Source organism: Streptomyces dengpaensis (assembly GCF_002946835.1).
Classification (GTDB): Bacteria; Actinomycetota; Actinomycetes; order Streptomycetales; family Streptomycetaceae; genus Streptomyces; species Streptomyces dengpaensis.
Window position 1 is genome coordinate 4,973,444 of sequence record NZ_CP026652.1, and the last position, 23,286, is coordinate 4,996,729.

At 70.4% G+C, this 23,286-nt stretch carries 21 protein-coding genes; 12 read left to right on the forward strand and 9 right to left on the reverse strand.

The features are described 5' to 3' along the window. Positions 1-21: 21 nt before the first annotated feature. Positions 22-711, forward strand: a complete 690-nt coding sequence (locus tag C4B68_RS23085) for an SMI1/KNR4 family protein (protein ID WP_099501926.1) — start codon at positions 22-24, stop codon at positions 709-711. Between the two features lie 27 nt (positions 712-738). Here C4B68_RS23085 and C4B68_RS23090 read toward each other — a convergent pair whose 3' ends face one another. Together C4B68_RS23090 and C4B68_RS23095 are read right to left on the reverse strand one after the other, a co-directional pair. Next, positions 739-2,517: an IclR family transcriptional regulator domain-containing protein gene (locus C4B68_RS23090; RefSeq protein WP_099501925.1), complete on the reverse strand. Its 1,779-nt coding sequence runs from the start codon at positions 2,515-2,517 to the stop codon at positions 739-741. A 241-nt stretch (positions 2,518-2,758) separates the two neighbouring features. Then, positions 2,759-4,045, reverse strand: coding sequence for a M6 family metalloprotease domain-containing protein (locus C4B68_RS23095; RefSeq protein WP_099501924.1), 1,287 nt, complete (start codon positions 4,043-4,045; stop codon positions 2,759-2,761). A gap of 569 nt (positions 4,046-4,614) precedes the next feature. Here C4B68_RS23095 and C4B68_RS23100 point away from each other — a divergent pair. Continuing rightward, positions 4,615-5,262: a TetR/AcrR family transcriptional regulator gene (locus tag C4B68_RS23100; RefSeq protein WP_099501923.1), complete on the forward strand. Its 648-nt coding sequence runs from the start codon at positions 4,615-4,617 to the stop codon at positions 5,260-5,262. A gap of 346 nt (positions 5,263-5,608) precedes the next feature. Beyond that, complete coding sequence (locus C4B68_RS23105) at positions 5,609-7,153, forward strand: MFS transporter (RefSeq protein WP_180289250.1); 1,545 nt, start codon at positions 5,609-5,611, stop codon at positions 7,151-7,153. A gap of 215 nt (positions 7,154-7,368) precedes the next feature. Here C4B68_RS23105 and C4B68_RS23110 read toward each other — a convergent pair whose 3' ends face one another. Next, positions 7,369-7,872 carry a MarR family winged helix-turn-helix transcriptional regulator gene (locus C4B68_RS23110; protein ID WP_099501958.1) on the reverse strand — a complete coding sequence of 168 codons (504 nt, stop codon included), beginning with the start codon at positions 7,870-7,872 and terminating at the stop codon, positions 7,369-7,371. Between the two features lie 112 nt (positions 7,873-7,984). On the opposite strand from C4B68_RS23110, the gene C4B68_RS23115 reads away from it, so the two are divergent. Continuing rightward, positions 7,985-8,791 carry a dioxygenase family protein gene (locus C4B68_RS23115; protein ID WP_099501957.1) on the forward strand — a complete coding sequence of 269 codons (807 nt, stop codon included), beginning with the start codon at positions 7,985-7,987 and terminating at the stop codon, positions 8,789-8,791. Positions 8,792-8,867: 76 nt separating this feature from the next. On the opposite strand, the gene C4B68_RS23120 is transcribed toward C4B68_RS23115, so the two are convergent. Continuing rightward, a complete protein-coding gene (locus C4B68_RS23120) occupies positions 8,868-9,407 on the reverse strand; it encodes a GNAT family N-acetyltransferase (protein WP_099501921.1) in 540 nt (179 codons plus the stop codon). A gap of 205 nt (positions 9,408-9,612) precedes the next feature. Here C4B68_RS23120 and C4B68_RS23125 point away from each other — a divergent pair, with 205 nt between their 5' ends. Continuing rightward, positions 9,613-10,611 (forward strand): sigma-70 family RNA polymerase sigma factor, encoded by a 999-nt coding sequence (locus tag C4B68_RS23125; protein WP_099501920.1) that lies wholly within the window; start codon positions 9,613-9,615, stop codon positions 10,609-10,611. 418 nt (positions 10,612-11,029) lie between these two features. Then, entirely contained in the window at positions 11,030-11,578 is a 549-nt protein-coding gene (locus C4B68_RS23130) for a TetR family transcriptional regulator (RefSeq protein ID WP_099501919.1), read from the forward strand. Between the two features lie 51 nt (positions 11,579-11,629). On the opposite strand, the gene C4B68_RS23135 is transcribed toward C4B68_RS23130, so the two are convergent. Then, positions 11,630-12,607 carry a helix-turn-helix transcriptional regulator gene (locus C4B68_RS23135; RefSeq protein ID WP_099501956.1) on the reverse strand — a complete coding sequence of 326 codons (978 nt, stop codon included), beginning with the start codon at positions 12,605-12,607 and terminating at the stop codon, positions 11,630-11,632. A 62-nt stretch (positions 12,608-12,669) separates the two neighbouring features. Between C4B68_RS23135 and C4B68_RS23140 the strand changes: the two genes are divergently transcribed. The 5 genes from C4B68_RS23140 (at position 12,670) to C4B68_RS23160 (ending at position 18,916) form a co-directional block, all read left to right on the forward strand. Continuing rightward, positions 12,670-14,232 (forward strand): MFS transporter, encoded by a 1,563-nt coding sequence (locus tag C4B68_RS23140; RefSeq protein WP_099501918.1) that lies wholly within the window; start codon positions 12,670-12,672, stop codon positions 14,230-14,232. A gap of 209 nt (positions 14,233-14,441) precedes the next feature. Further along, positions 14,442-15,203 (forward strand): DeoR/GlpR family DNA-binding transcription regulator, encoded by a 762-nt coding sequence (locus C4B68_RS23145; protein WP_099501917.1) that lies wholly within the window; start codon positions 14,442-14,444, stop codon positions 15,201-15,203. 79 nt (positions 15,204-15,282) lie between these two features. After that, positions 15,283-16,236, forward strand: a complete 954-nt coding sequence (gene pfkB / locus C4B68_RS23150) for a 1-phosphofructokinase (protein ID WP_099501916.1) — start codon at positions 15,283-15,285, stop codon at positions 16,234-16,236. 118 nt (positions 16,237-16,354) lie between these two features. Continuing rightward, entirely contained in the window at positions 16,355-18,550 is a 2,196-nt protein-coding gene (locus C4B68_RS23155) for a PTS fructose transporter subunit IIABC (RefSeq protein ID WP_099501915.1), read from the forward strand. A 108-nt stretch (positions 18,551-18,658) separates the two neighbouring features. Beyond that, a complete protein-coding gene (locus C4B68_RS23160) occupies positions 18,659-18,916 on the forward strand; it encodes a hypothetical protein (RefSeq protein WP_099501914.1) in 258 nt (85 codons plus the stop codon). Between the two features lie 33 nt (positions 18,917-18,949). Here the strand turns inward: C4B68_RS23160 and C4B68_RS23165 are convergent, their stop codons facing one another. Further along, entirely contained in the window at positions 18,950-19,690 is a 741-nt protein-coding gene (locus C4B68_RS23165; protein ID WP_099501913.1) for a DUF6227 family protein, read from the reverse strand. Between the two features lie 683 nt (positions 19,691-20,373). Next, positions 20,374-21,612 carry a low temperature requirement protein A gene (locus C4B68_RS23170; protein ID WP_099501955.1) on the reverse strand — a complete coding sequence of 413 codons (1,239 nt, stop codon included), beginning with the start codon at positions 21,610-21,612 and terminating at the stop codon, positions 20,374-20,376. A 160-nt stretch (positions 21,613-21,772) separates the two neighbouring features. On the opposite strand from C4B68_RS23170, the gene C4B68_RS23175 reads away from it, so the two are divergent. Then, on the forward strand, positions 21,773-21,955 hold the full coding sequence (locus C4B68_RS23175; RefSeq protein WP_099501912.1) for a hypothetical protein: 183 nt from the start codon (positions 21,773-21,775) through the stop codon (positions 21,953-21,955). 121 nt (positions 21,956-22,076) lie between these two features. Here the strand turns inward: C4B68_RS23175 and mscL are convergent, their stop codons facing one another. Both mscL and C4B68_RS23185 read right to left on the reverse strand, forming a co-directional pair. Next, entirely contained in the window at positions 22,077-22,547 is a 471-nt protein-coding gene (gene mscL / locus C4B68_RS23180) for a large conductance mechanosensitive channel protein MscL (RefSeq protein ID WP_099501954.1), read from the reverse strand. Positions 22,548-22,661: 114 nt separating this feature from the next. Continuing rightward, positions 22,662-23,210, reverse strand: coding sequence for a hypothetical protein (locus tag C4B68_RS23185; RefSeq protein WP_099501911.1), 549 nt, complete (start codon positions 23,208-23,210; stop codon positions 22,662-22,664). Between the last annotated feature and the right edge of the window lie 76 nt (positions 23,211-23,286).

The following is a 23,286-nucleotide window of genomic DNA, read 5'->3' on the forward strand; positions in this document are numbered from 1 at the left end:
TGCGGTGCATAGGCTCCGCCTATGGGAGATTCGGTGTGGGTGGGTGTGCGGGAGCGGGTGCAGGCGCTCGGGGGTGTCGGCGCGGGTGACCGTGTGTTCGGGGGGCTGGGGCACAAGTTCTTTCTTGAGGATCCGCTTACTGCGGCTCAGCTGGCTGACCTCGAAGCTTGTATGGGTGTGACGCTGCCGGAGGAGTACCGCGGCTTTCTTCGCCATGTTGGTGCCGGAGGGGCGGGGCCGTCGTACGGGGTGTTTCCGGTCCGGCTTGTTCAAGGGCGCTGGCGGTGGGAGGGAGACGGAGCCGATCTGGCGGATTTGTCCCGGCTGGCTGAGCCGTTTCCGCGTGAGGGTGCCGACCCCGAAGCTGTGCGGGAGCTCCTTGCTGAGCAGCCGGAAGAGGAGGACTTCGAGGAGATCGAAGACTTCGATGACGCCATGGAGGCATGGGATGAGCGCTGGGAAACCGTGATGTGGTCCTCAGACCGCACCGTCGGCGCGATCGTGATCTCCCACATCGGCTGTGCTGCCCGCCAATGGCTCGTCATCAGTGGCCCGGAGCGCGGGCGGATCTGGTCCGACAACAGGGTGGATGACGAGGACCTGTCGCCACTGCTCGACGAGCATGGTGAGCCGGTGACCTTCGCCGGCTGGTTTCTGACGTGGCTCCATGAGGCGGAACGTCAGTCGGCGTCCGTCTCCGCGGGGGACTGAACCGAGCCGCTCGTCTTCTTGAGCCTGTCAGCCGAGCGGTACGCGTCGGAAGCGGCCCGCCACGCGCAGGTCCGTCTCGATGCGGCCGGCCATGGCGTGGAGTTCGGGCAGGACGTCGCGTACGCACTCCTCGGGGGTGCGGCGGCTGCTGTGCATGGCGACGTTCACCGCGGCCACGACGCGGCCGCCGCGCTCGCGCACCGGTACGGCGATGGACCGCAGCCCCTCCTCCAACTCCTCGTCGACCAGGGCGTATCCGGCGTCCCGTACGCGGTCCAGTTCGGCCCTGAGCTTGGCCGGGTCCGTGATGGTGCGCGGGGTCAGCGGGAGCAGATCGGGAAGTCGGGGGTCCGGCCGATCGGCCAGGATCACGCGGCCCATCGAGGTCGCGTACGCGGGCAGCCGGGTGCCGATGGTGATGTTGACGCTCATGACACGGCTGGTGGAGACGCGGCCCATGTACTGGATCTCGTCGCCGGTCAGGACCGCGAGGGACACCGAGTCGTGCAGCCGTTGCGAGAGGTCGGTGAGGTGCGGTGCCGCGATCTCGGGGAGCGAGGTGCGCGACAGCGGAGGGAAACCGAGGCCCAGGACACGCGGCGTGAGCCGGAAGACGCGGCCGTGCGTGGTGACGTATCCGAGGTGTTCCAGGGTGATCAGGGCGCGCCGGGCGGTCGCGCGGGCGAGACCGGTGGCCTGGGCGACCTCCGTGAGGGTCAGCTCGGCGCGGCCCTCGCCGAAGGCCGTGATCACGGTCAGCCCGCGGGCCAGCGACTCGACGAACTCCCGCCCCAGCTCCTGCTTGGAGGCGCCGGTCCAGCCGGCGAGCCCGGACGCGGCGTCCGGTTCGGCGGGCGGCGCCTCCCGAAGCTCCCGTTCCATCGCGGCCACGGCCGTCCGCAGCCGCGGCAGCAGCGTGTCCCGCAGGTCGGCCGCGGTGTGCCGGCTGGTGTGACTCACCACGCTCACCACACACGCGATCCGCCCCGCCTCCCGTACGGGCATGGAGATCGCGACCAGCGCCGGCTCGATGAGCTGGTCGTCCAGTGCCCAGCCGGTCTCCCGGGCCTCGGCCGTACGCTGCTCGAAGTCGTCGCCGACAGTGGGGAGTTGGCTCGGTGGAGTGCGCTGGTCCGGTGCGCCGTCGTCGGCGTACGGACGGCTTCTGGCCGGTACGGCCGGAAACCCCCGGTCCTCCGGATCGGCCGCCCGGCGTGCGCGCCAGCGGGTCCAGTCCTCCTCGTCCCACTCGGTGGCGAACAGCGGGCCCGGCGCGGTGCGTTCGGCGGGCAGCAGGTCGCCGATGCGGAAGTTCAGTGACATGGCGCGGCGCCGGGTCGCCTGGTGGATGAAGCGGATTCCGTCCCGGTCGCCCACGGCCAGGGACACCGACTCGTCGAGTTCGTCGGCGAGCGCGTCGGCGTGCGCGTCCAGCAGGCGGGGGAGCCGCAGGGACGCGAGGTAGGCGTTGCCGAGTTCCATCAGGCGCGGGGCCAGTACGGCGTCCCGGCCGTCGAGGCGTACGTACCCCATGCGCGCGAGGGTCGCCGTGATCCGGTCGACGGTGGAACGCGCCAGGCCGGTGGCCCGCTCCAGCCCGCTCAGGCTGGACACCCCGTCGGCCTCGGTCAGCCGCCGCAGCACGGCGATACCGCGGATGAGGGGCGTTACGGCCTCGGCGGGCACCGTGGTCTCCGGCCGTCCGGGTCCGGTCTTGGGCACCCGTGTCCCGGTCCCTGGCTGGGGACCGGTCGCGGGCCCCGGCCCGGGCCCGGTCTCGGGGGCCGGGTCGACGTTCGATGGCATGGGCTCTCCGTGGGGATCTCAGAAGAGACACGTGGTGCGAATCTCAGAGAGACACCGTGGTGCGGATCTCCGAACAGACACCGTAATGCTTGCCGTGGCACCTCAGCAGGTCGGCGGTGCGCCAGTCAGCAGGTCGGCGGCGCGCGGCAGCAGGCCAAGCCGCACGCGACAGCCGGTCGGCGGCACGCGTCAGCAGGGCAGCCGCACGTACGCACGTCAGTGGCACGCCGCCCGAGCGGTCTCAGCGGCGCGTCACGTACACCTGGTGGTTCCCCGTGAGGTCCACCCCGGCGACCCGGACCGTGACGCCCAACCGGGGGTCCTTGAACGACTCGCCGGGCGTGAACGGCGCGTCGGAGAGCTCCGCGTGCACGTTGGGGGAGCGGGTGCAGCCGCCGCTGTCGCGCTGGGAGTCGTACACGGTGATGGGCCCGTTCCCGGTGTCGATGCCCGCGTCGACCTTGTAGATGAGGATGCCGGGACGGCAGACCGCGGAGTCGTTGCCGTCGCGGGTGCGCAGTTCGAGGGCGTACCCGGCGCCGGCGCCGGTGGGTACGAAGACGAGCTTGTCGCCCCCGGGCCGGGCCAGCGGGGTGAGCGTGTACTCCGCGGTGCCGGGCGCAACCGCGCAGCGGACCTGCGTGTCGTCGAGCCAGCCGAGCTTCCACTTGTGCCAGCCGAGCAGATCGTTGTCGGCCCCCCAGTCCTCGCTCATGATGTCCCAGTGGCCGACCGCGCTCCCGCCCTCCTGGGTGTAGAGGTCGGGCAGGCCGAAGGTGTGGCTGTTCTCGTGGGGGAGCACCCGGTAGCCGGTCTCGGTGTAGGAGCCGGAGCCGTCGTCCTGGCGGCTGTAGACGAAGGACGCGTTGGAGACCGGGACGCCGTCGGCGACGGGGGCCTCCGTGTTGCCGGCGAAGGTCACGGACAGCACGGTGTCCAGCGCGGAGGGGCCGGCATTCGGGGTCACCAGGACGTTCAGGATGTCGTACGCGCGGAAGTCGACGGTCGGATCGGCCGCGGCCACGATGTCCTTGACCAGAGTGCGGTACCCGGGATCGAAGGGCGCGCCGCGCTCTATGCCGTACGCCTTGAACGGCTTGGGCATCCGCAGCCAGCGCTTGATGGGGGTCTCGGGGCGATAGTCGAGGCGGCCGTACGAGCCGGTATGGAACCAGCGCTGGGTCTGCGGGAAGAACTCACCGTAGCGGTCGAGCGCGCTGCCCTTTCCGGGCGCGTCGGAGAAGTCGACCATCAGCGTGAGGGCCCGGACGGTGCCGGTGGAGCGGGCGTAGCCGGGGGAGGTCGGTATGCCTTCCCCCATCAGTACGGCCACTGGGCCATTGATCAGGCAGGGGCCGAGGGCGGCGGAGCGGGCCAGTGCGATGGAGCCCCCCGCCGTGAAGCCCCCCGTGAGGTGTCCGGTGCCTGCGGAGGTGCTGACCGTCAGCGTCAGGACGGTCACCGCGGCGAGCGCGGCCGTACGGCGCGGGCGTATCCGACGGCGGAGCGGAGGTCGCTCAGGCGGCATGCGGGGGCCCTTCGCTCCACGGCAGCCGCCGGTTCCGGGCTGCACCCTTGCGATCACCCTGTGTCGACGGCGGGTCGGGCGCGCGCTGGAGGAGCCCGATCGAGGGGTGCGGGCCTGGTGGAGTGCTCATGAGGACTCCGTACGTGGACTCCGTACGTGGACTCCGTACGTGGACTCCGTACGTGGACTCCGTACGTGGACTCCGTACGTGGACTCCGTACGTGGACTCCGTACGTGGACTCCGTACGTGGACTCCGTACGTGGACTCCGTACGTGGACTCCGTACGTGGACTCCGTACGTGGACTCCGTACGTGGACTCCGTACGAGGGCTCCGTACGAGGGCTCCGTACGAGGGCTCCCCGCGGACTCCGCACGAGGACCCCGCCGGGACCCCGTATGCGCGTGACGCAAGCCAATACACGTGATGTGGGTCACATGAAATTTCTTCGAGGGCGGGAAATAACCGGGGACAGTTTCCCCGTTTAGCCATACGTCCGAGCGAAACGGGGAGCCAGTCCCCGGATCGCAACCCCCGATTCAACTCAGGTCACGAACCGAGGAGTACACCGTGGAGACCGCAACCCCCGCGCTGCGCCGAGTGGGCCGGCCCCGTGCCGATGCACTGCGCAACCGGGAGCGGATCATCGCCGCTGCCCGCGAGATGTTCGTCGAGTTCGGCGCTCAGGTGCCGTTCGACGAGATCGCCCGCCGGGCCGGTGTCGGCAACGCCACGCTGTACCGTAACTTCCCCGACCGCGACGCGCTCGCGCGTGAGGTCGTCTGCTCGGTCATGGACCGCACGTCGGAGTGGGTCGAGGAGGCCATCACCGAGGGCGGTGACGCCTTCGAGGCGCTCAGCGGCTTTGTGCACTTCGCCGCCGACGAGCGGATCGGCGCCCTGTGCCCGATGCTCTCCGAGAGTTTCGACAAGCACCATCCCGACCTGGTCGCCGCGAACGAGCGGATCACCGGCCTGATCGAGCAGCTGATGGCCCGCGCACGCGAGGCCGGACAGCTGCGCCCCGACGTCGAGTTCGGCGACCTGATGATCGCGGTCAGCCAGCTCACCAGGCCGCTGCCCGGGACCGCGTGCCAGGGCAACGACCGCTTCGTGCACCGTCATCTGCAGCTGTTCCTGGACGGCATGCGGGCCCCGGCCCGCACCGGCGAACTGCCCGGAGTGGCCGCCACCGTGGAGGACCTGCGACGAGCGTGACCGAAGCCGACGAGCGTGACCGAAGCCGATGACGTGACCGAAGACCGACGACGCACACGAAGACCGACGACGCACACGAAGACCGACGACGACCGATGACGCGAACGAAAACAGATGACGCAACCGATGAGCCGGTGAGTTCAGCACCCAGCGCCAGTCAGTAGTCCTGCAAAGCCTCCGAGGGCCGCAAAGCTTTGCGAGGCCTCAAAGCTTCCCGAGCACTACAAAGCTTCCCGAGTCCTACGAAGCTGCCCGGCCGTCGACGAAGACGAGCCGTCCCTTTCCCTCGCCTTCCCTCACCTTTCCTCGCCCTTTTTCGCTACGAAGTCCCGGAGTGGGTACCCCCATGTCTGCAACATCCGCATCAACCGGCAAGTCGGCGGCCATCCCCGACGCCCATGCCAATCGCTGGAAAGCGCTCACCTTCATAGCGCTCGCCCAGCTGATGGTCGTCCTCGACGCCACCATCGTGAACATCGCGCTGCCCTCCGCCCAGCAGGACCTGGGGATCTCGGACGGCAACCGCCAGTGGGTCATCACGGCCTACGCCCTGGCCTTCGGTGGTCTGCTGCTCTTCGGCGGCCGCATCGCCGACCTGTGGGGCCGCAAGCGCACCTTTGTGACCGGCCTGATCGGCTTCGCCAGCGCGTCCGCCCTGGGCGGTGCCGCGACCAACGAGGCGATGCTGCTCGGCTCGCGCGCCCTTCAGGGTGCCTTCGGCGCGCTGCTCGCGCCGGCCGCGCTGTCGCTGCTCGCGGTCATGTTCACCGACGCCAAGGAGCGCGCCAAGGCGTTCGGCATCTACGGCGCGATCGCCGGTGGCGGTGGCGCCGTCGGCCTGATCCTCGGCGGGTTCCTCACCGAGTACCTCGACTGGCGCTGGACGTTCTTCGTGAACATCCCGTTCGCGGTCGTCGCCGCCGCCGGTGCGTACTTCGTCATCCGTGAGCCGGAGGGCGGCCGCAACCGCTCGCCGCTCGACATCCCGGGTGTCGTCCTGTCCACCCTCGGCCTGGTCGCCCTCGTCTACGGCTTCACGCGCGCCGAGTCCGACGGCTGGGGTAACTCCATGACGATCGGCCTGTTCGTCGCGTCCGCCGTCCTGCTGGCCGCGTTCGTCCTCGTCGAGTCCAAGGTCAAGGCCCCGCTGCTGCCCCTCCGGGTGATCACCGAGCGCAACCGCGCCGGCGTCTACCTCTCCCTCGGCCTCGCGGTCATCGCGATGTTCGGTCTGTTCCTCTTCCTGACCTACTACCTGCAGGTCGTGAAGGGCTACTCGCCGGTCAGGACCGGCTTCGCCTTCCTGCCGATGATCGTGGGCATGATCACGGGCTCCACGCAGATCGGTGCCCGTCTGATGACGCGCGTTCCGGCCCGGCTGCTGATGGGCCCGGGCTTCCTGGCCGCCGCGGTCGGCATGCTGCTGCTGACCCAGATGGAGGTCGGCTCCTCGTACGCGGGCCTGCTCCTGCCTGCCCAGCTGCTGCTCGGCCTCGGCATGGGTACGGCGTTCATGCCGGCCATGTCCCTGTCCACGCACGGCATCGAGCCGCGCGACGCCGGTGTCGCCTCCGCGATGGTCAACACCTCGCAGCAGGTGGGCGGCGCGATCGGTACGGCCCTGCTGAACACGATCGCCGCCTCGGCGACCACCTCGTACATCAAGGACCACATCGCCGGTGCCGCCTCTCGGCCGCAGCAGCAGCTCGTCCAGCTGGAGGGCTTGGTGGAGGGCTACACCAGCGCGATCGGGTTCGCCGTCGGCATCCTCGTGGTCGCCGCGGCGATCGCCCTCACCTTCATCAACGCCGGCCGCCCGGACGCCACTTCGGCCGTCGCCAAGGGTGAGGACGCCGAGGACGAGGTGAAGGTGCCGGTCATCGCCCACTGACGGCACGGTCCGCACTCCGGGTACATCGGCCACTCACCGCGGCCACTCCGGGTACTGCGGCCACTCCGGGTACTTCGCGTACGGACGCGGGATGGGGACGGTCCGTACGATTCCCAGGGACTGCCCCGGCTCCAACTCAGCCACTCAGGCCGAGCGGAGCCGGGGCAGACCCGCGTCCGGGGCCCGTCGGCCCGCCCGGCGAGAGTTCCGCACTCCTAACGCAGCCAGGGCAGATCCGCCCCCGCGTCCTTCGGCTGGAGTCCCTCGGCGATGATCCGCATGGCGTCGCCGAAGGCCTTCTGCTGGTCCGGGGTGAGCCGGTCGAACAGGGCCTGGCGTACGGCGCTGACATGGCCCGGCGCGGTGCGCCGCAGTACTTCGAAGCCCTCGTCGGTGAGGATCGCGAACTGTCCCCGCTTGTCGGAGGGGCAGTCCTCGCGCCGTACCCAGCCGCTCTTCTCCAGGCGCGCGATCGCGTGGGAGAGCCGGGAGCGGGTGATCTTCGCGCTCATCGCCAGCTCGGTCATCCGCAGCTGCCTGCGCGGTGCTTCGGCGAGCTGGACGAGCAGGCCGTAGTAGATGTGCGGCATGCCCGCGTCACGCTGGAGCTGGCGATCGAGATGGTCCTCAAGGAGAGTCGTGGCGTGCCGGTACGCACGCCAGATGCGCTGTTCCTCGTCGTTGAGCCAGCGTGGCTCTTCAGCGGATGCCGTGTTCATGTACTCCACTGTACGAGCCCCTTCTTGAAACTTAAACAAAAATCACGTAAGCTTGACCAAAGAGCTTGAAACTTTAAGGACTTTTGGACTCTAGGTACTCATGGGAGCCGCCATGTCCGCCGCCACCGAGGAGCGTTCCGCGCTCGAGCGCATGCCCGCCCTCTACCTGAGCCATGGCGCCCCGCCGCTCGCCGACGACCCGATCTGGCCCGGCCAGCTCGCCGCATGGTCCGCGGACCTGCCGCGCCCCAAGGCGATCCTCATGGTCTCCGCCCACTGGGAAGAGGCCCCGCTCGCCCTCGGCGCGGTGGAGACCGTGCCGCTCGTGTACGACTTCTGGGGCTTCCCCGAGCACTACTACCAGGTCACGTACGCGGCGCCCGGAGCCCCCGAACTCGCCGAGTCCGTAAGGAAGTTGCTGCGCGCGCCCGGTACGCCGGTGCAGGACATCCCGGACCGAGGGCTCGACCACGGCGCGTACGTCCCGCTGGCGGAGATGTTCCCCGAGGCCGACATCCCGGTCCTGCAGTTTTCCATGCCGACCCTCGACCCGGTCCGCCTCTTCGAGATCGGCCGCAAGCTGGCGCCGCTGCGCGACGAGGGTGTCCTGATCGTCGGCTCCGGCTTCTTCACGCACAATCTGGCGGCCCTGCGGCACGCCGGCGGGGGAGTCCCGTCCTGGTCGAGCGAGTTCGACGACTGGGGCCACCGCGCCCTGGACGCCGGTGACGTGGACGCGCTGCTCGACTTCGAGCGCAAGTCCCCGGCGGGCCGGCTGGCCCACCCGCGCACCGAGCACTTCGCCCCCCTCTTCGTGACCCTGGGCGCGGCGGACGCGGCCGGTGAGCCGGACGGGCAGAGGTCCGTGATCGACGGCTTCTGGATGGGGATGGCGAAGCGGTCGGTGCAGTTCGGCTGAGCCGCGGTGCGGTTCGGCTGGGCTGCCGTACGGTTCGGCTGCCCCTTCGCCGTTCTTCGTTCGGCTCTCTTCGCCGCTATCGGTTCAGCTCTTTCTCGTACCAGACGACGTCCCAGTAGCGGCCGAACTTGCGGCCGACCTCCCGGTAGGTGCCTATGTGCCGGAACCCGAAGCGTTCGTGCAGGCGTACGGACGCTTCGTTGGGCTCGGCGTCGTTGGGCTGGGCGATGCCCGCGTAGGCGCGGTGCAGGTCCTCGCCGGCGAGTGCCTCGAAGAGGGCCTTGTAGAGGAGTGTGCCGGTACCGCGTCCGCCCGCGTCCGGCGCGACGTAGACCGTGACCTCTACGGATGTGGCGTACGCGGGCTTGGGGCGGAACGGGCTGGATGTGGCGTACCCAAGAATCGCCTTGGAGTCCGCGTCCGTGGCAACCATCAGGCGGTGTGGTCCGTCTTCAGGGTGGGAGAGCAACCACGGCCGACGCTCTTCCGGCGTGAAGACGGCGGTGTCGAAGGTGATGGGCGTCTCGCGAACGTAGTGGTTGTAGATGTCCGTGAGGGCGTCGAGGTCGCTCTCGACTCCCGGCCTGACCTGCACCTCTGTACGTTCCGGCGGCATCCGTCCTCCCTGTGGCGGGACAGGGTACTGCAAGATCAGAAAAATTGAGGGGCGGGTTGGGAATTCTGTCCTGATTCCAGTCGTTGTTTCCTTCGGATGGCAGGCGCCCGGGAGGGTGAGCCCGCTGTCCAGGACCACCCGCCAGCCTCCCCCACAGCGCTCGGCACCACCCGGGCAGGGGGCCTCCATACGCAAGGGAGCACGCATGGCAACCCGTGCCGTCGCCCGTCGTACGTCCGCCACCGGCGAGACCGCCGACGCGGCACGCAGTGTTCGCGCCGTAGGCGGCGAGATCGCCGACCGCGACCTGGTCGGCATGTACCTCGACGAGATCGCGCGTACGCCACTGCTCGACGCCGCCAAGGAAGTCGAGTTGTCCCAGGTCATCGAGGCGGGTGTGTTCGCGCGGCAGATCCTCGACGGTGCGGAGGACGCCAGGGCGGATGCCACCCGCGAGGAGCTGGAGGCGCTGGTCGCCGACGGCGAGCGGGCGAAGGACATCTTCATCCGCTCGAACCTCCGGCTGGTGGTGGCTGTCGCCCGCCGCTATCCGCGCAGCGGCCTGCCCCTGCTCGACCTGATTCAGGAGGGCAACGCGGGTCTGGTGCGCGCGGTCGAGAAGTTCGACTACCGCAAGGGCTTCAAGTTCTCGACGTACGCGACGTGGTGGATCCGCCAGGCCATCACCCGCTCCATCGCCGACCAGTCGCGCACGATCCGTCTCCCCGTCCACCTGGTCGAGGAGCTGGGCCGGATCCGGCGCGTGCAGCGCGAGTTCAACCGTGAGAACGGGCGGGAGCCGGAGCACGCGGAGATCGCCGCCGAGCTCGGTTCCACGCCGGAGCGCGTGGGCGACGTCCTGGACTGGGCCCGCGACCCGGTCTCGTTGAACATGGCGGTGGACGACGAGGGCGAGACCCAGTTCGGCGACCTGCTGGAAGACACGTCGGCCGTGTCGCCCGAGCAGTCCGTCCTCACGCTGCTGCGCACCGAGGGACTTGACGACCTGATCGGCCGTCTTGACGAGCGCACGGCCTCCATCATCAAGATGCGGTACGGCATCGAGGACGGCCGGGAGCGCACGCTGACCGAGGTCGGCAAGGAGCACGGGCTCACGCGCGAGCGCATCCGCCAGATCGAGAAGCACGCGCTGCTCGAGCTGAAGAAGCTGGCGCGTTCCACTGGGTTCGACGCGGCGGCGTAAGGCTCGTACGGCGGCTGACGTGCGCGGACCGTACGGCGGCTGACTCGGGTGACCGTACGGAGCCCGCCTCGTGCGGGTCCTACGGACACGCGCCGGCCGTGTTGGGCAACGCTGGGCGACGACGTCGGACAGCGCTGTCCGACCACGGTGGACAACTTTGGCCGCAAGTCGACCAGACCTTGCCGTGTTTTGAACGCTTCAACCTGCTGGGCTCTGGGCACAAGACTTCAGGGCCCAGGGTTGAGGGTTCCACGCGGGGCGTACGCCCCCTCAGTACCGAGTCCCGACGCACTCCCCCCCCGCGCCGGGACTCTTCCCGAGCCGAGCCTCGGCGTCCTCCCCCTGGCGCCGGGGCTCGGCTCTCTTTTGGCTTCGGGAGTGTTCTACGCGCTGATTTCGCGGGTGTCCCACGCGGGCCGTGGGCCTGGCCCCGGGCAGCTCGTTGCCGGGCCACCCCGAACCTGAACCCCGGGGTGACCCGGCCGCGGGCGCCCAGAAGTGGGCCGAGGCCGTCCGCGACGTCCCGGCCCACCTGACGGTCCCCGAGGCCCTCCACCACGCGATCGTCTCCACGCTGACTCCGGGGGTCGGCGTCAGACCTGAGTCCTTGGACTGGGTCCGCGCCCTCCTCCGCCTGGCCGAGGAAAACCCGGCCCTGCTGAGAGTCTGGGGCGAGGCGCGCCAGACGGCGGAACGGACGTTGGCGGGGGTGCTGGCGGCGAGAGGGCCGGGGGCCGATTCCGCCGAGCCCTCACCTGCCCCTTCCGCCGAACTCCGCCTCGTTGCCGCCGTGGCCAGTGCGGCTGTCCGGGTCGCGGTGGAGGCCTGGGCGGCGGGAGACGAAGCCGCTGACGGCCCGGACGGGCCCGTCGCGCTCGCGCTCCGCCACCTCGCGGCGCTACGTGACTTCCCCTGGAGTGCGCGTTCAGCCCGTCCGGCGTTTGAGGACGAGAGCGAAGCGCGATAGACGGGGGTCTGGGGGTACGGGACGGGTAGGGGCGGAGGGGGCGAAAACCTCCTACCCCGCCCCGCCCGCGCCGACCCCCCGCAGCAACCGCCCACCCAACTCCCGTACAGAGTCCACCAGTTCCGCAGGCTCCCGCACCTCGAACTCGCAGTCGACCATCGCGATCCGCACCGCCAGCCACTCCACCGAGTCGCCGGCGGAAGAGCGCAGCCGGCAGCTGTGGTCGTCGATCGGCTCGGGCGTGCCGAGCCAGGCGGGCAGGCTCGCCGCGACGAACAGGGCGGGCGCGGCGAAGACGACCTCGAAGTCGTACGTCTGCTGCCGCCGGTACATCGACTGCCGCAGAAACTCCGCCGCGTTCCCCGCCGGCAGCTCGCCCGGCGCGAACCGTGTCCCCGTCGCGAAGGGCTCGGCGACCCGGTCGACGCGGAACGTCCGCCAGTCCTCGCGATCGAGGTCGTATGCGACGAGGTACCAGCGACGGCCGGTGGAGACGAGCCGGTACGGCTCGGTCAGGCGTCGCGACGGCGTCCCGTCCCCGGAGCGGTACGCGAACCGCAGCCGCTCCCGGCCGGCGACGCTCGACGCCATCACGGTCAGTGTCTCGGGCGCGATACTCGCCCCGTCCCCGCTGGTCAGCGGGGTGGTCGCGGCTTGCAGCGTGGACACGCGGTGCCGCAGCCGGGACGGCAGTACCTGCTCCAGCTTGGCGAGGGCCCGTACGGAGGCCTCCTCCACGCCCTCGACGGCGTGCCCGGCACCGGCCCGCAGCCCCACCGCGATCGCCACGGCCTCCTCGTCGTCGAGCACGAGCGGCGGCATCGCCTTGCCCGCCACCAGGCGGTACCCGCCTTCGGCCCCCTTGGTCGCCTGCACCGGATACCCCAGTTCCCGCAGCCGGTCGATGTCCCGGCGGACCGTACGACGGGACACCCCGAGCCGCTCGGAGAGCTCGCCGCCGGGCCATTCGCGGGGCGTCTGGAGGAGGGAGAGGAGCTGAAGCAGCCGGGCCGGGGTGTCAGTCGTCATGTTCTTCAGGGTGCCGCACATCTAGGACATGATCTGACCTAGTAGGGCTCTATCTTCCCTCCATGACCTCCACCGAGACCCCTCTCAGCAGCCCGGCCGAGCCCGCTGACGGCCCGGTCGGCCAGGGCGTGACCGCCGTGGCCGACCGGCGCCGCTGGATCGCCCTCGCCATCGTGATGACCGCCGCCTTCATGGATCTGGTCGACGTCACGATCGTCAACATCGCCATCCCGTCGATCCAGCGGGACGCGGGCGCCTCGACCAGCCAGATCCAGTGGATCACGGCGGGCTACGCACTGGCCTTCGCCGCCGGACTCATCACGGGCGGGCGGCTCGGCGACATCCACGGCCGCAAGCGGCTCTTCCTCCTCGGCATAGCCGGCTTCACGATCGCCTCCGCCCTGTGCGGCTTCGCCGCGAACCCGGAGATGCTCGTCGCCTCCCGCATCCTGCAGGGCGCGATGGCCGCGCTGATGGTGCCGCAGGTGCTGTCGATCGTGCACGCCACCTTCCCGGCGCACGAGCGCGGCAAGGTCTTCGGCCTCTTCGGCGCGATCGTGGGACTGGGCGCGGTCTCCGGTCCGCTGCTCGGCGCGCTGCTCACCGAGTGGAACCTGTTCGGCCTGGAGTGGCGGCCCATCTTCCTCATCAACCTGCCGGTGGGGGTGGCCGCGCTGATCCTGGGCCGCCGGTTCATCAGCGAGTCGAAGGCCCCGAAGGCCCTCAAGCTCGATCTCGTCGGCGTCGCCCTCGTCACCCTCGGCATGCTGATGCTGATCTACCCGCTCACCCGCGGCCGTGAGCTGGACTGGCCGCTGTGGGGGTACGCGTCGATGGCCGGCTCCTTCGTGGTCTTCGCGGCGCTGGTGGCGTACGAGAAGCGGAAGACGGCGCGGGACGGTTCGCCGCTGGTCGAGCTGTCGCTGTTCAAGGTGAAGAGCTTCGCGGCGGGCATCGCCGTACAGACCGTCTTCGGTGTCGCGCTCGGCATCTTCTTCCTGGTCTGGACGCTGTATATGCAGTTCGGCCTGGGCTGGAGCCCGCTGCGGGCGGGTCTGACCGGGGTGCCGTTCTCGATCGCCGTGTCGGCGGCCGCGGGCATGTCGGTGCAGCTGCTGGTCCCGCGCATCGGGCGCAAGGTGCTGCAGGCGGGCGCCCTGATCATGGCGCTCGGAGTGCTCCTCTACATCTGGGAGTCCGACCGGTACGGAATGTCCATCGCTTCCTGGCAGATGGCGCTTCCGCTGGTGGTCATGGGCGCTGGCATGGGCTTCATCGTGGCCCCGCTGACGGACGCGGTGCTGTCGGAGGTCCCGCGCGAGCACTCCGGTTCGGCCTCCGGGCTCATCAACACCGTGCAGCAGATGGGCAACGCCCTGGGGCTCGGGCTGGTGTCGGTCCTCTTCTTCGGCCAGATCAGTGACCACCTGCGTCCCGCCCAGGTGGGCCCCGCCTTCGCGAACGCCTTCCAGTACGCGCTGGGCTGGGTCGCGGCGGTGCTGGCGGTCATCTTCCTGCTGATGTTCGCCCTGCCGAAGCGGCCGGCGCAGCACGTGGAGGGCGCCTCCGAGACGGCGGAGACCGGGGCGGGGGAGCGGAAGCCGGAGCCCGAACTCGTGGGCTGAGACCGGTGGAAAGGGCAGGCCCGGCACCTCAGGTTCCGGGCCTGCTGCCGTTCTGTCGTTGCGGCGACAGCAGGCCCAAAGTCCGTTCATGCCCGACTGGTGCGTCCGTTCATGCCCAGATCGCGCCGAACCTGTTTACTTTCCAGAAATCCGGGCGTAGCCTCCGAGTGAAACCACAGGTTCGGGCATGAAGTCGGAGGCGAACGGACATGTACGCACCGGAGCGGCAGCAGGAGATCCTCCGGCTCGCCCGTGACGGCGGCAGGGTGGACGTGCTCTCCCTGGCGGAGGAGTTCCAGGTCACCGCGGAGACCATCCGCCGGGACCTGAAGACCCTGGACCGCGCGGGTCTCGTACGCCGTGTGCACGGCGGTGCGATTCCGGCCGGGCGCCTGGGCTTCGAGCCCGACCTCGCCGAGCGCGAGTCCACCGCGGCCGACCAGAAGGACCGCATCGCCCAGGCGGCCGTCGCCGAACTGCCCAGCGACGGCACGGTGATCCTGGACGCCGGATCGACCGTCTCCCGGCTCGCCGCGGCACTTCCGCTGGAGGCGGCGCTCACCGTCGTCACCCACAGCCTGCCCATCGCGGCCCGCCTCGCGGACCACCCCGGCATCCAGCTCCATCTCGTCGGGGGGCGAGTCCGGCACCGTACCCGCGCCGCCGTCGACGCGTGGGCGCTCCGCGCGTACGGCGAGATCCGCGCCGATGTCCTGTTCATCGCCGCCAACGGATTCTCCGCCGACCACGGACTGACCACCCCCGACCTCGCCGAGGCGGCGGTCAAGCGCGCCACCATGCGCGCCGCGCGCCGTGTGGTCCTGCTCGCCGACTCCTCCAAGAGCGGCCAGGAGCACTTCGCCCGCTTCGGCGACCTGAGCGATGTGGACCTGCTGATCACCGACAGCGGGCTGAGCCCGGAAGACGCCTCCGCGATCGAGCGCGGCGGCACCGAAGTGCTGTGTGTATAGAGCGCGGCACGGAAGTGCTGTGTGTTGAGAGTGCTGAAAGTGCTGAGAGTGCTCTGAGAGTGCTGAGAAACGAGTGCGCATGATCCTCACCGTCACCCCCAACCCCTCCCTCGACCGTACGTACGAGGTCCCTGCCCTCGACCGCGGCGAGGTCATCCGGGCCACCGGCGACCGTATGGACCCGGGCGGCAAGGGCGTGAACGTCTCGCGCGCGGTCGCGGCCGCGGGGCAGCGCACGGTCGCCGTCCTGCCCCTCGGCGGTGCGCCCGGCGCGGTCGTCGCCGACCTGCTCGACGCGCAGGGCATCGAGGTCGCGCCGGTCCCGATCGAGGGAGCCACCCGATCGAACATCTCGGTCGCCGAACCCGACGGCACCCTCACGAAGATCAACGCCCCCGGCCCCGAACTCTCCGCCGCCGAGTCCGAACTCCTCCTGGAGACCGTCCGCCGGCAGTACTGTTCCGCCGACACCGACTGGATCACCTGCTGCGGCAGCCTGCCGCGCGGGCTCGCGCCCTCCTGGTACGCCGATCTGGTCGCGCGGGCCCATGCGGCGGGCGCCCGGATCGCGCTCGACACCTCCGGCCCGGCGCTGCTCGCGGCGCTGCGCGAGCGGCCCGACGTGGTGAAGCCCAATGCCGAGGAGCTCGCGGAAGCCGTCGGGCGCCCCCTCGCGACGGTGGGCGATGCGCTGAAGGCGGCCGAGGAGTTGCGCGAACTGGGCGCGCGCGCCGTGCTCGCGAGCCTGGGCGCGGACGGGCAGTTGCTCGTGGACGGCATGGGCGCCTGGTTCGGCAGCGCGCGCGTGGATGCCGTACGCAGCAACGTCGGCGCCGGCGACTCCTCACTCGCCGGCTTCCTGATCGCCGGAGGCAACGGCCCCGAGGCCCTCGCCTCCGCCGTCGCCCACGGCGCCGCGGCCGTCCAGCTCCCGGGCAGCGTGATGCCGGGTCCGGCCGACCTCGACCCCGCCGCGGTGACGGTCACGTCGGAGGTCCCGATGGATCTCGTCCTGACAGAGCCGGTGTCATGAGCACCCGGTCGCTTCTCCACGTCATGCCCCTCACCCCTGTCCCCTCCGAGCGCAACACCCCCGTCCCCGCCCCCGCCCACAACTCCCCTCGGGCAATACGCGTGCGAAGGAGCCCGCGATGAGCGAGATGATCAACGCGGACCTGGTCGACCTCGACCTGTCCGCCGATACGAAGGAAGCGGCGGCGCGCGCCCTCGCCGAGCGCATGGTCGCCCTGGGCCGCGTGACCGACCTCGACGGCTTCCTCGCCGACGTGGCCGCCCGCGAGGCCCAGATGCCGACCGGCCTCGACGGCGGCATCGGCATCCCGCACTGCCGGAGCGAACACGTCACCGAGCCGACGCTCGCCTTCGGACGCAGCGCGGCCGGGATCGACTTCGGCGCGCTGGACGGACCCGCCGACCTGATCTTCCTGATCGCCGCCCCGGCCGGCGCGGACGACGCCCACCTCACGATCCTGTCGTCCCTCGCCCGCCAGCTGATGAACGCCGACTTCATGTCCGCGCTGCGGGCCGTGGATGACGCGACCGCCGCGGCAGCGCTCATCCGCGGGGACGAGGCACCGGCGGCTGAGGCTCCGTCGGTTGAGGCCCCGGCTGAGGCACCGGCGGCCGAGGCTCCGTCGGCCGAGAGCCCGGCGGCTGAGGTCCCGGGTACCTCCAAGGACTCCGCGGCGGAGTCGAATGCGGCGGCCTCCGCCGGCACCGCCGCGGACGGCACGGCCCCGGTGCCGGGTGCGACCGTCGAGGACGGACCCGCCCCGGCGCCGGGCGCCACCGCTGCCGCAACCGGCACCGAGGGCGTTCAGCCGTTCCGTATCGTCGCCGTCACCTCCTGCCCCACCGGCATCGCGCACACCTACATGGCGGCCGAGTCGCTCGAGAACGCGGGCCGCGAGGCGGGCGTCGAGGTCGTCGTCGAGACGCAGGGCTCGGCCGGATTCACCCGGCTCGACCCGGCGGTCATCGCGGCGGCGGACGGCGTGATCTTCGCGCACGACGTACCCGTACGGGACAAGGACCGCTTCGCGGGCAAGCCGACGGTCGATGTCGGCGTGAAGGCGGGCATCAACAAGCCCACCGAGCTGATCACCGAGGTGCGGGACAAGGCCGCGCGCGGCGAGGTGAGCGCGGCGGCCGCTCCCGGCGGCACGCCGGTCGAGCGGGCCGGCGACTCCACCGAGGGCTACGGCACCAAGCTGCGCAAGTGGCTGATGTCCGGCGTCAGTTACATGGTCCCGTTCGTCGCGGCGGGTGGTCTGCTGATCGCCCTGGGCTTCGCGATCGGCGGCTACGAGATCAACAAGGCGCCGTCCGTCATGGACCACTTCATCTGGACCCAGGCGGACAGCTGGGGCGCGCTGCTCTTCCAGATTGGCGGCGTGGCCTTCAACTTCCTCATCCCGGTCCTGGCCGGGTACATCGCCTACGGCATGGCAGACAGGCCAGGCCTCGTGCCGGGCTTCGTCGGCGGCGCGATCTCCCTCACGATCAACGCGGGCTTCCTCGGCGGCCTGGCGGCCGGTCTGATCGCCGGTGGCGTGGTGATGGCGATCCAGAAGGTGAAGATCCCCGCGGCCGTCCGCGGCATCATGCCGGTGGTCGTGATCCCGCTGATCTCCTCGGCGATCGTCGGGTTCCTGATGTTCGTGGTGATCGGCAAGCCCATCGCCTCCGCGCAGAAGGGCATGACCGACTGGCTGAACGGCCTCACCGGTACCAACGCCATCCTGCTCGGCGCCCTGCTCGGCCTGATGATGTGCTTCGACCTCGGCGGCCCGGTCAACAAGGTGGCGTACACCTTCGCCACCGCCGGCATCGCGGTCGCGAGCCCCAGCGACTCGGCCATGAAGATCATGGCGGCCGTGATGGCGGCGGGCATGGTCCCGCCCCTGGCCATGGCCCTCGCGACGACGGTGCGCGGCAAGCTCTTCACCCAGACGGAACGCGAGAACGGCAAGGCCGCCTGGGTCCTCGGCGCCTCCTTCATCTCGGAAGGCGCGATCCCCTTCGCGGCAGCCGACCCCCTGCGCGTCATCCCCTCCGCCATGGTGGGCGGCGCGGTCACGGGCTCCCTGTCGATGGCCTTCGACGCCACGCTGCGTGCCCCGCACGGCGGCATCTTCGTGGTCCCGCTGATCGGCAACCCGTTCCTCTACCTGATCGCCATCGCCGCGGGCGTCTGTGTCACCACCGCCCTGGTCGTCGTCCTGAAGGGCATGCGCAAGCCGGCCCCGGCGGGCGTCGCCACGGAGGTCGCCGACGCCCCGATATCGGCCCAGGCCGAATCGAAGGAGCCGGTGGTCGCGGCCTGAACCGCCAACCGCCTGCCCCGTTAGGGCACTTGTGAGGTGTTCACCGCATCTGCGAGATGCGTCACGGTCCGGGACTAAAGTCCCGGACCGTGGTGTCTACTGGGGCGCATGCCTGAGCACGTGTCGATCCTCCCGTTGATGGGCGTGGCCGTCCTCGCCCTGGCGACCGTCATCTGGGTCGTCGGCCTGGTACGCCTCCTGCGCCGCGACCGTTCCGAGGTCGCTGTGCGACGTGACGGCGACACGCTCCGGGCCATCCCCCACCAGCGCCGCTCCGGCCCCGCCGCGGAGTCCGCCCAGCTCACCCCCGAGGAACGCGCCGCCTTCGCGGGCCTGGTCCGCCAGTTCGGCGACAGCCGCCGGTAGCGCGTGAAGCCGCGTGCCCCAGTGTCAGCCGAGTCACGCCGCGCGGCGCTCCATCGCGTCCCGCGCCGCGTCCTCCGTCGTGTACACCTCGCACTTGTGGCGCCGGTCCGGCGTCGCCGTGTGCTCGACCTCCCACAGGGAGATCTCCTGCCCGTCGCGCAGCAGGAACGCGTGCTCGTAGAGCGAGAAGCACACCCCCGCCTGGCCGGCGCGGCCGGGGCGGCCGAAGGCCTGGGTGATCTGGTGGGCGAACGCCTCGACCAGCAGGAGTGACGCGATGTCGGCCCCCGGCCGGTCCGGGTTCTCCGCCCGTCGCAGGAGCCGGCGCGCGTGATCCGCCGAGTCGTCGGGCACGTAGGCGTGACGCGGCTCGGGGATCGTCGACAACTGGACGAGCACTGGCAGTTCGAAGTCCGGCGCGTCCGGCGGCAGCGGGAGCCGGCCGGTGGCGGTGCGCAACTCCTCCTCGTCGACGTACACCTCGTGCTGCGGGTCGCTGCCGGGCGCCGTGTTGTGCACGAGCTCCCACAGCGTGACCGCCGAGCCGTCTGAGAGCAGCCACGTGTGCCGGTACGTCTCCCGGTGCAGTCCCGCGCTGTGGTGCGCAGAGTGCAGCGAACTGTCGTGCGCCAGCGCGCAGTCGAGCCGCTGTATCCTCTCGTCGGGCAGCTCGAAGGAGTTCAGGGCGCGACCCAGTAGTCGCGCGAGATGCTCCTCCGGAGACTCGGGCGACTCGGGTGGTTCGTACGCTTCTGTCTCGTACGGAACGCTCAAGGTTTCTCCCGGCGTTGCTGCATGTCACCTTGTGGGTGCATACCGTAGCCCCTCGGTAGGACATCATGTCCGTGAACCGAGAAAACGTACGCTTGGAAAACGAGCGCCTTGCGCGGCAAGTTCCCACGCGACCTGCCCGGTCGTCAAAAACCCAGCGCCAGACGGCACTTGTCTCGATCCACAACGTGCTCCAGCCGCTGAGCCCGTTGCCCGCCGCGGCCGTCTTGCCAGCCGCCCCCTCGACCGTCCCCGACGACGTCAGTCGCATCGCATGCGGGACATCGGGGACATCACCTGCCAGCTGCGGGCGGGGATGTTTATCGCCCCCTCCGCCCCTACCCATTCCCGTACCTGGGGGCTGCCGCCCCCAGCCCCCCGCTTCGGCCTGAACGGCCTCGTCCTCAAGCGCCGGACGGGCTGAAAGCACCTCGCCGGCCGGGGTGGAGGGGCGGTGGGGTGGGTGGGTGGTGGGGGTACGGCTCGTTGCCTCGTCCTCAAGCGCCGGACGGGCTGAAACCACCTTCGCCAGCCGGGGTGGGTGGGGGCGCGGCTCGTTGCCCCGCCCGCGAACGCCGGACGGGCTGGATGGTGCCGGATGGGGTTTGGAGGGCGCGCCCCCACTCGCCCGCAGTCGCGGACGCACGGCACGGCCCCGACCCACCCCCCGGCAGAAAGCGAACCGCCTACGCGTAGGCCTCCGCGTAGGCCTCCGCCTGCCCCCGCGCGACCAGCCGCGCCCTCGACATCACCCCGACCGCCACCGACAGCGCCGATACGATGCCCGCCGCGAACACCGCCCGGTCACCCAGGAACGTGCAGAGGATGACCAGCAACGCGGTGGTCGGCGGGACGAGCTGCTGCGCGATGCCCACCTTGGAGTGGCGGGAGTGCAGCGCCCACACGGCCAGGAGGAACAGCGCCGTCGGCAGCGTCACCGCCGCGGACGCCGCCAGCGTCGAGATGTGTGCTTTGCCGATCGCCTGCTCGATCGCGACCTCCAGACCCGCACCGATGGCGGCCGCCGACGCGAAGATCACATAGTGGCCGTACCCCCACGGGAACGCCTGCGCCTTGGACCGCAGATGCCGGTGGATGGGCACCACGAAGTAGATCCACCAGGCGGAGAAGACGATCAGGAGCCCGCCGGCGGCGATCGGCAGCAGATCGCGCAGCGCGCCGTGCTGGTCCACGCCCGACTTCACGGCGGCCGTGGCCGCGGCGATCGTCTCGCCCAGCACGATGATGGTGAACAGTCCGTACCGCTCGGAGATGTGATGCGGATGCCAGGGTGTGGCGAGGTCCTTCTCCGCGTACACCGGGACGGCCAACTCGACGAGCATCATGACCAGGAACACCCAGGGACGGCCCGGCTGCGGCAGGAACAGCAGTCCCAGCCAGCCGATTTGGCACAGCAGTACGCCGCCCACGTACCGCAATGCCATGGTTCTCTCGGCCCCTTCGGCGGACATTGCCGTCCGCAACCACTGCACCATTATCGCGAACCGCATGATCGCGTAGCCGAGCCAGACGGCCAGGTACTCGTGGTCCTCGAAGGCTCGGGAAATCCCGGCCGCGAGCACGAGGACACCGGCGATCTGCACCAGCGTGACGATCCGGTAGAGCACGTCGTCGTTGTCGTACGCGGAGGCGAACCAGGTGAAGTTCATCCAGGCCCACCAGATCGAGAAGAAGATCATCGCGTAGTTGAGGATGCCCTCGCCCGGGTGGCCCTCGGCCGCGGCGTGCACCAGCTCGGCGCCCGCCTGGGCGAGGGCCACGACGAAACACAGGTCGAAGAAGAGCTCCAGCGGTGACGCGGTCCGGTGCGCCTCGTCGCGGCCGCGGGCGACCATTTTGCGCAGTGGTCCACGGCCGGACGGCTGGGGAGTGGGCCTGGTGTCTGAAGTGGAACGGGACGTCATGCGGCCAAGCACAGCAGATAAGCCCCGGAAATTCTTGTGAGTTCCTTCACAGGAGACCTGGGTGCCAGGGCCCCGAATCTGGGCGCCGAGATCCCGAAGGGTGGCGCCGAGCCGCCCAGCTGAGCCAGGGCGGCCCACCCCCTCCGCGTACCCTGGACGCATGAGTACCGCCCCCGCCTCCGAACCGCGCGATCCGAAGGCGGCGCTTGTCTTCGACGACCCGCTGAGCCAACAGTCCTCGGACGACACGGACCGTGGGTGGGGTGAGCGGCCCGACAGCGCCAGTGACAGCGCGGCCGACCTGAAGCGCTTCCTCGACGAAAAGCCGCCCCACCACATCTGAGCGCGCCTCAGGAGCCGCCGGGCCCGGCGGCCGAGCCTTTGGGCTCGGCCTCCAAGCCGCTGGGCGCCGGCCCGGAGTGGCGCCGTCAGCTCTGACTGGGCCCCGGCCCGGAGTGGCGCCGTCAGCTCTGGCTGTGTCCCGAACCGCGCTGGGCCACCAGGGTGTCGCGGATCTCCTTCAGCACCTCCAGCTCGGACACCTCGATGACCTCGTGCTTGCCCTCCCTCGCCTTCTGACGGGCCGCCTGCCGTGCCAGGTACTTGGCCATCGGCAGGACCATCAGGAAGTAGACGACGGCAGCGGTGATCACGAAGCTGAGCGTCGCGCCCAGCACCGAGCCCCACATAATCCGGACACCTGTCGCGGTGTCGCCGCTGCCGGTGCAGGGGCCCTTGAGGCAGGAGCTGTAGCTGTCGAGGTCCTTCGTGCCGATGGCACCCACCAGCGGGTTGATGATGCCCTTGACCACCGAGTTGACGATGTTGGTGAAGGCCGCGCCGATGACCACCGCGACGGCCAGATCGACGACGTTGCCACGCATCAGGAAGGCCTTGAAGCCCTCCCAGACGCCGGGCTGCTTCTTCTCGCTCACCAAGAGACCCCTCTGCGCAGGTTGTGGAACAAACAGCTAAGCAACCTACGGCAGCGTCTGTCGGCACTGTCCAATTGCGTAGCTCGATCGAGGAACTTGACGCCGATTCGCCATTCAGCACAGCGTCACCGCCAGCTGTGAGGTGGCGCTCGCGCCGGCCAGCCGTGCCGCCGTCGTCCGCGGGACGGAGAGGACGACCAGCGCCCCGGTCTCGGTCGCGCTGACGTCCGGCACCTCGGTCACCCGGGCCCCGGCCGCGACCACCCGCGCCGCGCCGCCACTGTCCGCCGCGACGACATCGACCCGGTCGCCTGGCCGCAACAGCCGCACGGTGGCACCGTCGGAGATCCGCACCGGCGCCATCACCGTCTTGACAGCGCGCCGCTCGCGTACGGGAGAGGGTGCGGTTGTGGAGGCGGCCGTCGGATGCCCCCGCGTCCGCTCGGCGTCACGAGGGCCCGCCGCCACGAGGGCCGCCGCCGTGACCGCGAGCCCCGCGGCCACGGCCCGCCGTCGATGCCGTGCGAGGCGCCGCAGCTGATACCTCCCGCCGCGCAGGCGTACGGGAGCGAAGTGCGGCACCTCGCATGTCGGAGGCGTGTCCGCGCCGGGCGGGCGTACGAGAGTGCCGGGCGGGCCTGCGAGAGGGGAGAGCTGTGCCATGGGTGACCACCACCTGCGACGAGAGATCGGTTTGCGATCCCACGATGAGGCGTCGCGACGAAGCCCGCTGGAGCCC

Coding starts and splice junctions, on each gene's coding strand:
- C4B68_RS23085 (WP_099501926.1), top strand. CDS start 22: ATGGGAGATTCGGTGTGGGTGGGTGTGCGGGAGCGGGTGCAGGCGCTC.
- C4B68_RS23090 (WP_099501925.1), bottom strand. CDS start 2,517: ATGCCATCGAACGTCGACCCGGCCCCCGAGACCGGGCCCGGGCCGGGG.
- C4B68_RS23095 (WP_099501924.1), bottom strand. CDS start 4,045: ATGCCGCCTGAGCGACCTCCGCTCCGCCGTCGGATACGCCCGCGCCGT.
- C4B68_RS23105 (WP_180289250.1), top strand. CDS start 5,609: ATGTCTGCAACATCCGCATCAACCGGCAAGTCGGCGGCCATCCCCGAC.
- C4B68_RS23110 (WP_099501958.1), bottom strand. CDS start 7,872: ATGAACACGGCATCCGCTGAAGAGCCACGCTGGCTCAACGACGAGGAA.
- C4B68_RS23115 (WP_099501957.1), top strand. CDS start 7,985: ATGTCCGCCGCCACCGAGGAGCGTTCCGCGCTCGAGCGCATGCCCGCC.
- C4B68_RS23120 (WP_099501921.1), bottom strand. CDS start 9,407: ATGCCGCCGGAACGTACAGAGGTGCAGGTCAGGCCGGGAGTCGAGAGC.
- C4B68_RS23125 (WP_099501920.1), top strand. CDS start 9,613: ATGGCAACCCGTGCCGTCGCCCGTCGTACGTCCGCCACCGGCGAGACC.
- C4B68_RS23135 (WP_099501956.1), bottom strand. CDS start 12,607: ATGACGACTGACACCCCGGCCCGGCTGCTTCAGCTCCTCTCCCTCCTC.
- C4B68_RS23140 (WP_099501918.1), top strand. CDS start 12,670: ATGACCTCCACCGAGACCCCTCTCAGCAGCCCGGCCGAGCCCGCTGAC.
- C4B68_RS23145 (WP_099501917.1), top strand. CDS start 14,442: ATGTACGCACCGGAGCGGCAGCAGGAGATCCTCCGGCTCGCCCGTGAC.
- pfkB (WP_099501916.1), top strand. CDS start 15,283: ATGATCCTCACCGTCACCCCCAACCCCTCCCTCGACCGTACGTACGAG.
- C4B68_RS23155 (WP_099501915.1), top strand. CDS start 16,355: ATGAGCGAGATGATCAACGCGGACCTGGTCGACCTCGACCTGTCCGCC.
- C4B68_RS23160 (WP_099501914.1), top strand. CDS start 18,659: ATGCCTGAGCACGTGTCGATCCTCCCGTTGATGGGCGTGGCCGTCCTC.
- C4B68_RS23170 (WP_099501955.1), bottom strand. CDS start 21,612: ATGACGTCCCGTTCCACTTCAGACACCAGGCCCACTCCCCAGCCGTCC.
- C4B68_RS23175 (WP_099501912.1), top strand. CDS start 21,773: ATGAGTACCGCCCCCGCCTCCGAACCGCGCGATCCGAAGGCGGCGCTT.
- C4B68_RS23185 (WP_099501911.1), bottom strand. CDS start 23,210: ATGGCACAGCTCTCCCCTCTCGCAGGCCCGCCCGGCACTCTCGTACGC.